Genomic DNA, 14415 nt, shown 5'->3' with positions numbered 1-14415 from the left:
AGCGCAAAAAATGTCTCATTCAGCACTGGTCGTCAAATAACTTTCGAGACTCCCGGCATCCACCCGGTCAGGCTCGCGCAAACCGGCACACTGCGCCAAATCCAACATTACCAGACCCGGAGGCAAACGTTTAGCGCCAGGCAAGCCGGTACGCATCGGTCACGGGCACGCCGCGTTACCGGGGCCTGTCCCTTCGCAGGTTCAGAGGTACAGGCGGCTCCCAGCTGCGCACATGCACGTCGCGTTGCGGGAAAGGCACTTCGATACCCCGCTGGTTGAACTCGCGCAGCAGCTCCAGGTTGTACAGGGCATAGGGATCACCGAGCGGCGACACCATATTGCTGTTGACCCACACCACCAGCTTGAAATTCAGTGCGTTGTCACCGAACTCCATCAGCCATACCTCGGTCTTGCGCTGCCAGTCGGTGTGGGTGATGTTCACGCGTTCAGCCGCTTCCAGGGCCGCTTCCCGCACGGCATCCGGATCCGAGCCATAAGCCACCCCGAATGGCACATGGATACGCCGCACCGGATCGTCGAGGGTATGGTTGATCACCCGCCCGGCGACAAACTCGGTATTCGGTACCAGGATGTCGATGTTGTCACGGGTGGTGATACGGGTGGAGCGGACATTGATATCCCGGATGCGGCCGAACACCCCCGACTCCAGCTCCACCAGGTCGCCGACACGCAGGGGCTGCTCAAACAGCAGGATCAGCCCGGAAATGAAATTGGAAAATATCGCCTGCAGGCCAAAACCGATACCCACGGAGAGGGCACCTGCGACCAGGGCCAGCTTCGAGGTATCAAGTCCCAGCATGACCAGGGCTACCAACAGGCCAATGGCGACGAGGCTGTAGTGCAGCACCCGCCCCAGGTTGTACATGGAGGATTCACTGGCCTTGTTTTTTGCCACCAGCCGGCCGAGGAATCGCCGCGTGAGCTTGGAAACCAAGAAGGCGCCTATCAACACCAGCAGGATCTTGGCGATATCCCGCAGCGAAATCGGGTTTTCGGCAATGGAGAACAGCTTGTAGTTGGCCAGTGTGCGCCAACTGTTGGTCACCATGTTGCCCAGGTAGCCGGCGCGCTCGCTGACTGTCCGCCACCAGCCCTGGCGCTGCTGGAATACCTTGAGCGCTGCGGCCTCATAACGCAGCACATCCTCAATCAGCTCATCGATCTGGGTGACCGAGTTACTGACCCGCTCAAAGGAATTCCACCAGCGGTTCATGACCTCACTGTCATCCCGTATCCAGCTTGCGACCTGGCGCTGGCGGACATTGAGTTCCCGTAACGTCGAGTCCACCCGCTCGCGGGCACTCTCCACCAGCTTGCGGCTCTGCACCAGCTTCACATCTTCCGCTTCCGGATCCAGGACCGTGTTCATGGCCTGCAGCTGTTCGAGTTTGTGCCGGCGCAGCGTTTCCTCGGTTTCCTGCAGGGCCAGCTCCATCAACCTCAACTGTCGCTCCATCCGCAGGCTCTGGTCGGTCGAACGTAGCTTCGTTTCCGCCAGCTGCTTCCTTTGCCCGGCAAGCTCACTGATCGCCTGTTCTTTCTTGTCGAGATCCTGCTGCAGTCGCTTGCCCGCAGCCTCGCTGTACTGGAGCTCTGCCTGCATACGCGCCAGTTGCTGCTCGGCAAGGCGGATTTCCTCCTGCCAGGCGGCACTGCGCTCCTCGATCATCTTGCGGCGCTCAATGGTATCGAGGTGCCTCAGCTGGGCCAGCAGCAGGTTCAATGTGGCCACCTGGATTGCGGTGGGGTCGCCGCTGGCATCCCGCAGCGCCACTACCTGCTGGCGCAACTGGTCGAGGGAGGCAGCAAGCGCTTCATCCAGGTTCTGTTCTTCCAGTTTCAAACTGGACAGGCGCCGGCGGGACTTGGTGACGATGGCATCGGTTTCGGCCCACTGCAGGACATTGGGATCCTGCGGGTACTTGATATCCGGCAGGAAGGGGGTCTTGGCGTATTCCCGGTTTCGCGCCCAGGTGCTCTCAATGTCATCCAGCGCCGTACCAATTGACTTTGCCAGCTCCTGCACCGGTTCACTGTCGGGCAGTTTCTCGCGTCGTTCCTGCCAGGCTTCCTCAAGCGCCTTGAGCCATTCCTCCCGCTGGTCGTGGGTGGCATCTGGCCAGGGGGTCCACCAGTCGGGGGAAAGATTGTCGAATTCGGGGATGACCGGGGAGAATTCCTCGGGTTTCTTGGTTCCCGGCAATTGCGCCAGCGCCTGGCAGGAAAACAGGGAGAACAGCAACGCGAGAGACAGTACTGCCACCCAGGCGGGCAGGAATGGATTTGCGCCACGCGCGCACGGAGGGGAAGTTCCCGGATCACCCACCATAGCCTGACTCAGTCCATGAAAAACCTGGCGGCAAAATATGCAGCAGCACGCAGATGCAGTGCGCATCCGCAGACATACCTCTCAGTGTAGTTGAGCGGTTTTGTCGCCGGCCGTCAGCGATAGATGCGTGCCGGGGCGGAGCGGTGGCGGCTGACCCGGTCGCGATATTCCCGGCTGCGGTAGTCCGGGTCCAGGGGGCTACTCTGGCGAATACAGCGCCGGTAGGCATCGCGGTAGCTGCGCTGCTGGCGCCGGTTCATGTCCCCGGTATCAGGATCGACGCTGGCCAGTTCCGCGGCGCGGCTTTCGGGTAGACCGGAACCAGTGGAGCCTCATGGTCACGGTAATAGTTGCGCCAGTTATAGGGTGGCGGCTTCACGCGCAGGAAATCCTCACTGTCGACACGGTCTTCCTGACGATAGAAATAGCCGCCGGCGTAGTAACAGGTCGGTCCACGTGCCGTCAGTTCCTCGGCACCGGAGGGCAGGTTCTGGATGCTCTCCTGGCCGACGACCGCAAGCGGCAGAGCACAGACGAGGCAGGACAGAGCGACGACAAGGCGCATGGGCGGCCCTCACAACTGGCTGGGTCTCTGCTTAAGTCTCTGCAATAGAGGCAGAACCCCGCAGTCAATGTGGGTGACCGCGGGAGGGGACAGGGGTTGGACAGTGCGCCGGCCGGGTTGCAGTCGCTCTGCAACCCGCATGGTCAGTGCATCGCGTCCACCGCCCAGCTACCTCAGAGGAAGTGCTGGACCTTGCTCTTGTAGCTGCGGCTCATCTTCAGCCGCTCACCATTGTTCAGTACCAGGTGGTACTCACCGTTGATGTGTGCGCAGATCTCGCGCACGCGGCCCAGGTTCACGATCGTGGAGCGATGAATGCGCTGGAATTTTGCCGGGTCCAGTTGTTGCTCCAGCTCTTTCATGGTGATGCGCATGACATGGGTCTCGCCGCTGGCATGGACACACATGTAATCGCCGGCGGCATCGATCCAGTCGATGTCGGCAGCGGGTACCAGGGTGATCCTGCCGGCGTCCTTGATGGCAATTTTTTCCGGGAAGCGACTGCCGCCCAACTCACCTTGAAAAGCCCCGGCTGCCAGCTTCTGTTCCAGCACATCCGGCGACTCGCGGGTGAGATCTGCCACGGCTTCCAGCAGCTGCTCACGCTGGCTGGCAATATCGGCACTGGCGATTTTTTCCCGCACCCGCTCCATGGCGATCCGCAGCCGCTCCTCCTCGATGGGCTTGAGCACGTAATCCACGGCGTTGACCTCGAAGGCCTCAACCGCATACTGGTCATAGGCGGTGACAAAAACTACCTGGGGGATCTCCTCCCTCGGCAATTGCTGCACCATATGCAGGCCGTCGATGCCCGGCATCTGGATGTCCACGAATAGCACATCCGGCCGGTGCGCGGGCACCTGCTCCAGCGCCTCGCGGCCATTGCTGCACTCGGCGATCACCTCCACATCCCCGAGCGCCTCCAGCCGCAGGCGCAGGCCCTTCCGGGCCAGGGGTTCGTCGTCAATTACGATGGCTCTCAGTCTGTCTCGGTTGCCACTCATGTCTCGATTCCTGTTCGTAGGGAATTCTTATATGTACCGCCAGCCCTCCCTCGCTGCGGTTGCGGAAGCGCACTTTTTGCTCGGGGCCGTAGAGCGCTCGTAGCCGCTCGCAGGTATTGCGGATCCCGACGCCCTGGCCCGATCCCAGCCCGGCCAGAACCTCCTCGGATACACCGGGACCATTGTCGCTCACCTCCAGCAACAGCTCACCGGCAAATACCCGTGCCTTGATATTGATCTCGCCGCCCCATTCCCGCTGCGAGATACCGTATTTGATGGCATTTTCCACCAGCGGTTGCAGCAACAGGCTGGGAACCAGTGCCCGGGGCGAGTCACCATCCAGGTCGACGTTCACCGTCAGCCGGTCATCGAAGCGTACCTTCTCGATGTCCAGGTACAGCATCAGGGCCTCCACCTCCTTCGCCAGCGTGACCTTCTGCATCGGGTCATTATCCAGCGAGTGGCGCAGGAACTGTGACAGCCGCGACACCATGTCGTTGGCCGTGCGCCCCTGGCTGTCCAGGATCAGCGTGGAGATGGCGTTCAGCGTATTGAAGAGAAAATGCGGGTTAAGCTGGTAACGCAGCATCTTGAGCTGGGCCTGGTGTGCCATGGACTCTGCACGCAGGGCCTTGGCCTGCTGTGCCAGCGAAGTCTGGTAGTACTTGATGCCGTAGTAGAGCGCCGCCCAGGTCATCAGGATCAGGAATGAGTATGAGAACCAGTAAACCGCCAGTACCGCCGGGTGCTCGCCTTTCTCTGTACCGTAGAGCCAGGCCGAGCCGGCGAACTTGATTGCGGCCCAGATGGTCGCGGCCAGCACCACCACGCCGAGGGATCCGAACAGCCGCACCGCTGGGGGCCTGTTCCACAGGCGCTGGAAACCCCGCCGCATAACCTCGGACAGCAGGACGCCGGTCGCGGTGGCCGCGACGATGTAACCGGTGTGCAGCCAGTGGTTTTCCACCCAGAAGAAGCTGCCCACGAACGTGAGCAGCGTGTAACCGCCCCAGCCGGACAGTTGCAGCGCCCGGTATTGCCAGCGGTGCGTGGCCAGCCGCTCGGCCAGCCAGTGAAAGACATTGTTGCCCATATGGTTCCGCGATTGCGCACGGACCGCGATCCGCGCAGAATTCACTGTCGGGAAGCCGCCAACCGCCCCTCTGGGCGCCGGGGGACCTTCCCACTCTGGTCAAACATACTAATTCGCCTCTGCGCCGGGCGAAATACCACCGGGCGCAGCAGCACAACAGACTGCCGCAGGAGCCCCCTTGAATTACTGGCTTTTCAAGTCCGAGCCCGACGAATACAGTCTCCGGGACCTGGCCGCGGAGCCGGGCCGCACGGGTCGCTGGGACGGAATCCGCAACTACCAGGCGCGGAATTTCCTGCGCGACCGGGTGCAGGAGGGGGACGGGGTACTTTTCTATCACAGTGCCTGCCGGCTGCCGGCAGTGGTGGGTACGGCGGAGGTGGTAAGGCCCGCTTACCCGGACCCGGCGCAGTTCGACCCTGAATCACCCTATTTCGACCCCAAATCAACCGCTGGCGAGCCGCGCTGGTTCTGCGTGGATATCCGCTGGCAGGATGAATTCGCGCGGCCGGTACCGCTGGCGGAAATCAAGGCCGACCCCGAACTGCAGGAAATGGTGCTGGTGAAGCAGGGACGGCTGTCGGTGCAGCCGGTGACGCCGGGCCAGTGGCGGCACCTGCTGGAACTCGGGCGGGGCTGACTGGCTCTCTGGCAGCTCAATTGAACCCGGTAACATCCCCCGGCGCGGGCTGCTGGCGGGAGGGGCCATAGTATCTCCCTGGGGCCGGCTAGATAAATTCCGCAATCGCCTCCAATGGCTTCTTGTCGATGGCCGGCACCTCGGCGCCATTCACTGGCAACCCTGCCACCAGGATCATGTAGGGCTTTTCCGTCGCCGGCCGGCCGAGGATTTCATTCAGGAACTTCATCGGGCTCGGTGTGTGGGTCAGTGTCGCCACCCCGGCATTGTGCAGGGCCGCGATCAGCATGCCGGTGGCGATACCGACGGATTCCGAGGTGTAGTAGTTCTTGCGCCGCTCGCCGGCCTCGCCACTACTGAACTTCTTCAGGAACACCACGATCAGGTAGGGTGCGGTTTCCAGGAACGGCTTGTGGGCATCGGTGCCCAGTGGCTCCAGGGCCTCCAGCCACTCCTCGGAGGCGCGGCGCTGGTAAAACTCGCGCTCTTCCTCCTCGGCCGCCAGCCGGATCCTGCGCTTGATCTCCGCACTTTCCACCACCACGAAATGCCAGGGTTGCATATTGGCGCCGCTGGGGGCGCTGCCGGCGGTGCGGATGGCATCCTCGATCACGGCCCGCGGCACCGGCGCGGCGCTGAAATCCCGCACGGTGCGTCGCCGGCGCATCAGCTGGTAAAAGCCACTGGCCCGGCGGCACATTTCCGCCTCTTCCAGCGGCTCGAACTCCAGCGGGGCAAAGTCTTTCCCGGCCATCAGACCACCCCTTTGGTACTGGCAATAAAGAGGCTGAGCAGTGACAGGAAGGTGAGTACGGCCACGATCACCGCCAGCAGCAACAGCGGGCGGAACGGCTTGCGCTCGGTTTCGTTGACACCCGAACGCAGGAACTGGTCGACCCGGGCCTGGTCCTCGTCGGAGAGTTTTTTCTTGTCGCTCATGGCACTCGATTCGTGTTGTTGTTATCGCACCGAGTTTAGGAGAAAGGCGCCGGCGGATAAAGCGTCGACGATGCGGCGCGGCCGCAGGGCAAAAAAAAGCCCCGCAGGGCGGGGCTGACAAGGCTGCTTGGGATACGGGCGGGGGAGGCCGCTTACAGCGGGGCTGCCTACAGCAGCTCCTCCTCGATATCCATCAGGCTGTGGCTGCCGGCGTCGACGCTGGCCGCCAGTGCGCGGGTGCGCGTCAACAGGCGCTGGTAGTAGAAACGTGCGGTCTTGACCTGGCCCTTGTAGAAGCTGTCCTGTTCCACCTTGGGCAGGGCCGCTGCAGCCGCCTTCGCCCACATGAAGGCGTAGGCTACATAGCCAAACAGGTGCAGGTACTCCACCGAGGCGGCGCCCGACGCATGGGGATCCTCCCTGGCGGCCTCGATCATCCGCGCGGTCACGTCGCGCAGGCGCTGCAGCTCTTCGGCCAGCGGCTGCACGAACTCCGCCAGCGGCTCGTGATCGATGTGCGCATCGATAAACGCCTGTACGTCGTCGGCAAACAGATTGAAGAAGGCGCCGCCGTTGGCGACCGTCTTGCGGCCCACCAGGTCCAGGGCCTGGATACCGTTGGTACCCTCGTAGATCTGGGTAATGCGCACGTCACGTACCAGCTGCTCCTGGCCCCATTCGCGGATATAGCCGTGGCCACCGAAGACCTGCTGGCCGATCACGGTGCAGTCCAGGCCCATATCGGTGAAGAAGGCCTTGGCTACCGGTGTCAGCAGGGCCACCATGGCCTCGGCGTTTTTCTTTTCCTCACCCTCGCCGAACTTGGCGATATCCAGCCACTGCGCCACATAGGTGGACAGGGCGCGCGCGCCACCAATCAGCGCTTTCTGGGTGAGCAACATGCGGCGCACATCCGGGTGTACGGTAATCGGGTCCGCCGCCTTGTCGGCCTGCTGGGGACCCGCCGGGGAACGACTCTGGATACGCTCACGGGCGTAGTCCAGCGCGTTCTGGTAGGAGCGCTCGGAGGCTCCCAGGCCCTGGATGCCCACACCCAGGCGCTCGTAATTCATCATGGTAAACATGGCCGCCAGGCCCTTGTTCACCTCGCCCACCAGCCAGCCTTTGGCACCGTCAAAATTCATCGCGCAGGTGGCGGAGGCCTTGATACCCATCTTGTGCTCGATGGAACCACAGTTGACCGCGTTGCGCTCGCCCACGCTGCCATCCTCGTTCACCAGGAACTTCGGCACCAGGAACAGGGAGATGCCCTTGGGGCCCTTGGGGGCGTCGGGCAGCTTGGCCAGCACCAGGTGGATGATATTCTCGGACAGGTCCTGGTCGCCGCCGGTAATAAAAATCTTGCTACCCGTGATGGTGTAGCTGCCGTCTTCCTGCGGCTCCGCCTTGGTGCGGATGATGCCCAGGTCGGTACCCGCGTGGGGTTCAGTCAGGTCCATGGCGCCGGACCAGGTGCCCTCGTACATCTTCGGCAGGTACTTCTGCTTCAGCTCCTCGCTGCCGTGGGCATCCAGCGCCAGGCAGGCACCGGCAGTCAGCACCGGGTACAGGGCAAAGGAAATATTGGCGGCGTTGATCATTTCCTCCACCTGGGCGCCCAGCATCTTGGGCATGCCCATGCCACCATACTCCGGGTTACCCAGCAGGGCGCCCCAGCCACCTTCACAGAAAGTGGCATAAGCCTCCTTGAAGCCCTCCGGCGTGGTGACAACGCCGTCGTTCCACTGGCAGCCCTCTTCATCGCCGGAGCGGTTGATGGGATCCAGGGTGTTGGCGGCGAGCTTGGCCATCTCCTCGAGAATCGCATCCGCGGTCTCGCGATCCACAGCGCCGGCCAGCCCGGGCAGGCGCGCCCACAGCTCATCCGCAGCGAAAACTTCGTGCAGCAGGAAGTTCATCTCCCGCAAGGGGGCCTTATAGTCTGCCATGCTCCGTGTGCCTCATTCAGTTGTTTCAAACATGTGTTTGAATTTATGCCTGCGCCCTCCCCCTGTCAACCGCGATTATCCCGCCACACTCTGGTGGGAGTGGTAACGAGCCAACCCGACTGGCTGTTCATACCCGGGTCGAGCGGCACCCCGGCGCCGGGAGAGTATGTGCGGAAGGGGGGCCCAGTGTCGCCGGGAACCGGGCGGGATGACTGCAGGACAAAAAATGTGCGTGCAGATGCTGGTTCCAGGCGTGTGACTTGGCAGCAGACGCTGCTGGTACGCCCCTCCCTTTCCTGGCAGGACAGGCACTCACACTGCAATCGGGGCGGCAGCGCTCACTGACGGATACCGGGGCTCACGTGTTGCCGTATCCCACAGGAGAACCGCCTGGTCGGGAAAGAACCCCGGGTCGAGCCGTATGGTCGCCCCGGGGGCAAAGAGCGCGGTCAGGCCAGTAGCGGATCCAGGTTCAGGTACGCGGCAGCGCTACGGTAATCGGCCGCCTCGTCAAACGGCACCACGCCGAGCAGCGGGGCCGGCAGGAGATGGTGCAGCGTGGCCAGGTTTTCCTCCGGGCGCGCCATACCCTCACGGGCAAAGTTGGCCACCCAGCCCGCAAGTTGCAGGCCATCGCGCCGGATGGACTCAGCAGTGAGCAATGCGTGATTGATACAGCCCAGCTGCATCCCCACCACCAGGATCACCGGAATATCCAGCTCCCGCGGCAGGTCTGAGAGGAAGGCCCGAGGCCCCAGGGGGGTGCGCCAGCCCCCCGCCCCCTCAATCAGCACCAGGTCAGCGCCGCCACTGATCACACCCCGGCAAACGCCGGCCATGCGACCTGCATCCAACCGTTTTCCCGCCTCCATTGCGGCAATATGGGGGGCAATAGCCGGCTCCAGGGCGATCGGGTTGACCTGCTGGTAGGGCAACTCCATGGTCATGGCTTCCTGCAGCAGCAGCGCATCGGCATTTCGCAGGCCCTCATGGGTGCACTCGCAGCCGGAGGCCACCGGCTTTACGGCGGCGGTTTTGAGCCCGCGGGCGGCAGCCGCCGCCAGCAGCGCTGCAGTCACATGGGTCTTGCCCACCTCGGTATCGGTGCCGGCGACAAAATAAGATCTGGCCACTGGTTCACTCCTGGATTCGCAGTTTTTTCTTGACGCCTCTTTAAACGCCGTCTACTTGCTGATAAATTACCCACATAGAGCAATTATTGATCAAGCCAAAGCTTTATATAGCCCGGTGTTAGGATAATCGCTCCAATAAAGTCCCGGGCACGCCCGGGCTGGCAACCAGGGACAGCGCTGTCAACCAGCATTGCCATTAAAGTCGCACCGCATGCGCTGTACTGCCAGGACCTCGGGCCCTGCCAGCCTGCCCCCATGCGACAGCAGGGAAGCTGACACAACCGGAACCTTGACCAACCAGACGCGTTACCGAGATTATGCGATACATAGCTTTTGCCCTGTTGATGCTTGCCCCGTTCTTCGCCTCCGCTGCCATTACCAAGGCGGACGAGGTCGTGGTTTATAAATCCAAGTCACTGATGCAGCTGAAGAAGAATGGCCGGGTGCTCAAGAGCTACAAGGTTTCCTTCGGCGACAATCCCCGCGGCCACAAGGTGCAGCAGGGGGACGAGCGCACGCCGGAAGGCCGCTATACCCTCGACTGGAAGAATCCGAACAGCCGCTTCTACCGCTCGATCCATATCTCCTACCCCGACAAGCGGGACAAGGCCCGCGCGCGGCGCCTGGGGGTCAATCCCGGCGGCGACATCATGATCCACGGTATCAAGCCCCAGTGGACCGGTATGGCAGATTACCTGAAGAAGATGAACTGGACCGACGGCTGTATCGCGGTCAACAACCGCGAGATGGACGAAATCTGGGCCATGGTGGACACCCCCACTCCCATCTCCATCTATCCCTGATTCCCGCCTTCCCCCGGTTTCCGGGGGACGCTCAGATCACGCCACGGGCGCCCGCTGTACAGCCGGCGCCCGTTTTGTTTAGCCCTTCCCCTGCCTCCAGGTCCAGGTACAGCAACTCATAGCTAGCCGGCAGCCCCGCGGGCGTCCGCCACCGCTCGTAAGCCCCGGCCAGGGCCCGCAACCGGGCCCGGCCGGTAAGCCCCCGGCCCGCGGCCCGGTTGACGTTGTGGGCGCCTATTGTCTTCAGCTCCCGCATCAGCTGCATCGCGGTTTCGAAGTGCAGCACCCGCTGCTCCGCCTGCAGGGACCCGGCGAGGCCCGCAGCAGAGGCCGCGCCGAGCCAGTCCCGCGACGGCAGGAAGCGATTCACGTGCACCGCGCCGTCCACCTCGGCCCAGCTGCAGCGCAGCTCCGCCAGGGTACCCGGCCCCAGCGTGGCCACCAGGCAGCGGCCGTTGCCGGCCAGTACCCGCTGCAGCTCCCCGAACAGCAGTGGCAACCGGTAGCACCACTGCAGCGCCATACTGGAAAACACCAGGTCGACGCTGCCGTCCGCCAGCGGCAGTTGCTCCGCATCGGCGGCAATATAGTGGTCCGCCACCGGCCGCTCGCGGCGCGCGTACTCCAGCATGCCCTCGGCCAGGTCCAGCGCGATAATCTCCGCATCGGGAAAGCGCCGGCGCAACAGCTCGCTGCCGTAGCCGGTGCCACTGCCCAGGTCGAGGATGCGCCGCGGGGCGAACGCCGTTTCCACGCCTCCCAGCAGCTGGCGGCATACCGCCCGTTGCAGGTGGGCCGCACCGTCGTAACTTTCGGCTGCCCGGCCGAAGGAGCGCGCTACCGCGCTTTTGTCGAAGGGGGTGGCACCACTACCGGGTTCATGACACCGCCGCAGTAGCGAACAGACTTTCTCCGCCACCCGTTCCGGGCGGGAAAGCTGCGGCACATGCCCCGCACCGGCAATAACCTCGGTAGCGGCGCCCAGCCGGCGGAATTCACCGGCCGCTGCGGCAGGTACCAGCGCATCGCCGTCGCCAAACAGGTGCAGTGCCGGCACATCGCCATCCCCCGCCCCGGCGACCAGCCTGCGGTTGTCCCAGCGCCCCAGCGCTGCCAGCGCCTCGCGCCAATCATCGGCGCAAACAGGCGCGGCCCACTGCCTCAACTGTTTCATTACCGCGCGCATGGAGCGGTCACCGCGCGCCTGCAGGCCGCAGAACTGGGCCTGTGTCGCCGCGGGGTCGGCGGCAAACGAGCGGCAGAATTCCTCGAAGACACCCGGCTCCATCCCCGGCCAGTCCCCGCGCCGCACGAAGGTGGCGTTGGCCCCGATGGTGCACAGGCCGCGGATGACGTTTTGCCCCAGGCGCCGGTCCCGTGCTGCCAGTCGCAGTGCCAGCATGCCGCCGAGCGAGTGCCCCACCAGGACACAGGGGCCCGGCAGCCGGCCGGCGATATCGGCGAGCAGGGTGTCGTCATCGGGCCAGGGTTCGCCGGCCCGCTCGCCGAACCCGGGCAGGTCAATGGTGACCAGCGGCAGGTCCGTGCGTGCGCGCAGCTCCGTGCACAGCGGCTCCCAGAGACGGCCGTCGCCGCCCCAGCCATGCAGGAATACCAGCGCCAGGGAGTCGTTCACGAGCGACCCCCCGGGCTTTCGCCGTTGATGCCGTATTCGGCCAAGGCGTCAGTCAGGACCAGCAGCAGGTCCTCGATCTGGTTCTCACTGTGGGCGGCAGAGAGGGTGATCCGCAGCCGCGCCGTGCCGGCGGGCACCGTCGGCGGGCGGATGGCTCCCACCAGGAAGCCCCGCTCCTGCAGGCGGCCGGCAACCCGCACCACTGCCTCCTCCTCCCCCAGCAGCACCGGCTGGATGGCAGTGGCGGAGGGCATCAACGGCAGCCCGAGCTCGACAGCGCGGCGGCGGAACTGCCCGATGCGGTCATGGAGCCGGCGCCGGTGGTCCGGGTCGTCCTGCATGATGTCCAGCGCCGCGATGTTGCCGGCGGCAATGGCCGGTGGCATGCCGGTGGTATAGATATAGGGGCGGGCGAATTGCACCAGGTAATCGACCAGCTCGCGGGAGCCGGCCACAAAGGCCCCGGCATTGCCGGCCGCCTTGCCCAGCGTGCCCATCAGCACCGGCACCTCGTCCTGTCCCAGTCCCGCGGCCGCGGCACTGCCGGCGGCGGGGAGCTGCGCGCTGCCCATAACCCCGAAGCCATGGGCCTCGTCGACCATCAACCAGGCTCCGTACTCGCGGCACAGTTGCGCCGCCTCACGCAGGGGCGCACAGTCGCCGTCCATGCTGTAGACGCCGTCCACCGCCACCAGGATGTTGCCGCCATTGCGCTGCGCCCGTTGCAGCTGCCGCTCCAGTGCGGCCAGGTCACTGTGTGCAAAGCGCAGGCTCTCCGCACGGCACAGGCGCGCACCGTCGATCAGCGAGGCGTGGTTCAGCTTGTCGGAAATAATGTTGTCGCCGCGGCCCACCAGGGCACAGATGGTGCCCACATTGGCCATATAGCCGCTGGAGAACACCAGTGCCGCTTGCCGCCCGGTCAGCCCGGCGATCTTGTCCTGCAGCCGCTCATGCACTTCCAGGTGGCCGTTGACCAGGTGCGACGCGGTAGCCCCCGCCCCCAGTTCTGCACCGGCCTGCTGCGCGGCGATCACCGCGGGGTGGGTGGCAAGCCCGAGATAATCATTGCTGCTGAAGGTCACCAGCGGCACGCCGTCCACCTCGGCCTGCGGTCCGGGAGCCGCGGCCAGGGTTTTCAGGTCCCGGTAGAGATTGCGCTCGCGGCGCTCGGCGAGGCGCTGGCGGAGCACTTCCGCCAGCGGTGCGGTGGAGGTCATTTTGCCGCGTCGTAGAAGAAGGGATCGCTTTCCTGTTCACTGATACGCGCCGACAGTTCCGCCTCCACCTCGGCCTCGTCAGCATACTGCTGGTACTCCTCCGGTTTGATGCCCAGGCGCGCGAACAGCTGCATATCCTCGTTGGCCTCGGGGTTGCCGGTGGTGAGCAGTTTCTCTCCGTAGAAGATCGAGTTGGCTCCGGCCAGGAAGGCCAGCGACTGCATCTCGTCGCTCATGGCCTCACGCCCGGCGGACAGGCGCACATGGGACTTCGGCATCATGATGCGGGCCACGGCGATGCAGCGGATAAATTCGAACGGATCGAGGTCCTTTTCATCCTCAAGCGGTGTACCGGCCACCTTTACCAGCATATTGATGGGCACGGATTCCGGGTGCTCCGGCAGGTTGGCCAGCTGCATCAACAGCCCGGCGCGATCCTTCTCTCCCTCCCCCAGGCCGACAATGCCACCGGCACAGACCTTCATACCCGCGGCGCGCACCTGGTCCAGGGTCTCGAGGCGATCCTGGTAGGTGCGGGTGGTGATAATTTCGCCGTAGTACTCCGGCGAGGTATCCAGGTTGTGGTTGTAATAATCCAGGCCGGCCTCGGCCAGCTCTTTCGCCTGATCGCCCTTCAGCATGCCAAGGGTCATGCAGGTCTCCAGCCCCAGGGCCTTCACCTCCCGCACCATGCGGGTGACATAGGGCATGTCCTTCTTCTTGGGCGAGCGCCAGGCCGCGCCCATACAGAACCGGGTCGCGCCACTGGCCTTGGCCGCACGCGCTTCCTCAACCACCTTCTCAACCTTCATCAATTGCTCCCGCTCCAGGCCGGTGTCGTAACGGGCGCTCTGGGGGCAGTAGGCACAGTCCTCGGGGCAGGCACCGGTCTTGATGGAACACAGGGTACTCACCTGAACCCGGTTGGGGTCGAAATGCGTGCGATGAACCTGCTGGGCGGTAAACAGCAGGTCATTGAACGGCAGCGCAAACAGGTCCAGGACCTGCTGGCGAGTCCAGTCGTGGCGCACTTCGGCGACCGGCATTTGCTGGGCGGCAGTCACAGGGGGTAGTCTCCCATCG

Annotated in this window: 14 protein-coding genes; 2 read left to right on the top strand and 12 right to left on the bottom strand. The window is 63.9% G+C overall.

The window, feature by feature from the left end:
* Positions 1-175: 175 nt before the first annotated feature.
* The 5 genes from LVD11_RS12080 to LVD11_RS12060 form a co-directional block, all read right to left on the bottom strand.
* Positions 176-2284: a mechanosensitive ion channel domain-containing protein gene (locus LVD11_RS12080; protein ID WP_237059349.1), complete on the bottom strand. Its 2109-nt coding sequence runs from the start codon at positions 2282-2284 to the stop codon at positions 176-178.
* Between the two features lie 179 nt (positions 2285-2463).
* On the bottom strand, positions 2464-2610 hold the full coding sequence (locus LVD11_RS12075) for a hypothetical protein (RefSeq protein WP_237059348.1): 147 nt from the start codon (positions 2608-2610) through the stop codon (positions 2464-2466).
* Positions 2607-2915 carry a hypothetical protein gene (locus tag LVD11_RS12070; RefSeq protein ID WP_237059347.1) on the bottom strand — a complete coding sequence of 103 codons (309 nt, stop codon included), beginning with the start codon at positions 2913-2915 and terminating at the stop codon, positions 2607-2609. The genes LVD11_RS12075 and LVD11_RS12070 overlap by 4 nt, the downstream gene beginning before the upstream one ends.
* 173 nt (positions 2916-3088) lie before the next feature.
* On the bottom strand, positions 3089-3919 hold the full coding sequence (locus LVD11_RS12065; RefSeq protein WP_237059346.1) for a LytR/AlgR family response regulator transcription factor: 831 nt from the start codon (positions 3917-3919) through the stop codon (positions 3089-3091).
* Entirely contained in the window at positions 3879-5012 is a 1134-nt protein-coding gene (locus LVD11_RS12060; RefSeq protein ID WP_237059345.1) for a sensor histidine kinase, read from the bottom strand. The genes LVD11_RS12065 and LVD11_RS12060 overlap by 41 nt, the downstream gene beginning before the upstream one ends.
* 178 nt (positions 5013-5190) lie before the next feature.
* On the opposite strand from LVD11_RS12060, the gene LVD11_RS12055 reads away from it, so the two are divergent.
* A complete protein-coding gene (locus LVD11_RS12055; RefSeq protein WP_237059344.1) occupies positions 5191-5652 on the top strand; it encodes an EVE domain-containing protein in 462 nt (153 codons plus the stop codon).
* 88 nt (positions 5653-5740) lie between these two features.
* On the opposite strand, the gene LVD11_RS12050 is transcribed toward LVD11_RS12055, so the two are convergent.
* The 4 genes from LVD11_RS12050 to bioD form a co-directional block, all read right to left on the bottom strand.
* Entirely contained in the window at positions 5741-6406 is a 666-nt protein-coding gene (locus LVD11_RS12050) for a nitroreductase family protein (protein ID WP_237059342.1), read from the bottom strand.
* A complete protein-coding gene (locus LVD11_RS12045; RefSeq protein WP_091514741.1) occupies positions 6406-6591 on the bottom strand; it encodes a DUF3094 family protein in 186 nt (61 codons plus the stop codon). The genes LVD11_RS12050 and LVD11_RS12045 overlap by 1 nt, the downstream gene beginning before the upstream one ends.
* Positions 6592-6758: 167 nt before the next feature.
* Positions 6759-8540: an acyl-CoA dehydrogenase C-terminal domain-containing protein gene (locus LVD11_RS12040; RefSeq protein ID WP_237059340.1), complete on the bottom strand. Its 1782-nt coding sequence runs from the start codon at positions 8538-8540 to the stop codon at positions 6759-6761.
* Between the two features lie 449 nt (positions 8541-8989).
* A complete protein-coding gene (bioD, locus tag LVD11_RS12035) occupies positions 8990-9673 on the bottom strand; it encodes a dethiobiotin synthase (RefSeq protein WP_237059338.1) in 684 nt (227 codons plus the stop codon).
* 317 nt (positions 9674-9990) lie between these two features.
* Between bioD and LVD11_RS12030 the strand changes: the two genes are divergently transcribed.
* Positions 9991-10476, top strand: a complete 486-nt coding sequence (locus tag LVD11_RS12030; RefSeq protein WP_237059336.1) for a L,D-transpeptidase family protein — start codon at positions 9991-9993, stop codon at positions 10474-10476.
* Between the two features lie 31 nt (positions 10477-10507).
* On the opposite strand, the gene bioC is transcribed toward LVD11_RS12030, so the two are convergent.
* Genes bioC through bioB form a run of 3 tightly spaced genes read right to left on the bottom strand, consistent with a single transcriptional unit; the run spans position 10508 to position 14378 of the window.
* Entirely contained in the window at positions 10508-12112 is a 1605-nt protein-coding gene (gene bioC, locus LVD11_RS12025; protein WP_237059334.1) for a malonyl-ACP O-methyltransferase BioC, read from the bottom strand.
* Positions 12109-13332 (bottom strand): 8-amino-7-oxononanoate synthase, encoded by a 1224-nt coding sequence (gene bioF / locus LVD11_RS12020; RefSeq protein ID WP_237059332.1) that lies wholly within the window; start codon positions 13330-13332, stop codon positions 12109-12111. Before bioF ends, bioC begins: the two co-directional genes overlap by 4 nt.
* Positions 13329-14378: a biotin synthase BioB gene (gene bioB, locus LVD11_RS12015; RefSeq protein WP_237059549.1), complete on the bottom strand. Its 1050-nt coding sequence runs from the start codon at positions 14376-14378 to the stop codon at positions 13329-13331. The genes bioF and bioB overlap by 4 nt, the downstream gene beginning before the upstream one ends.
* Positions 14379-14415: the final 37 nt, after the last annotated feature.

Origin of the sequence: Microbulbifer sediminum, from assembly GCF_021729035.1 — a bacterium.
Classification (GTDB): Bacteria; Pseudomonadota; Gammaproteobacteria; order Pseudomonadales; family Cellvibrionaceae; genus Microbulbifer; species Microbulbifer sediminum.
The sequence above is the reverse complement of the archived record's forward strand: the minus strand, read 5'-3'. Positions and strand labels throughout refer to the sequence as shown.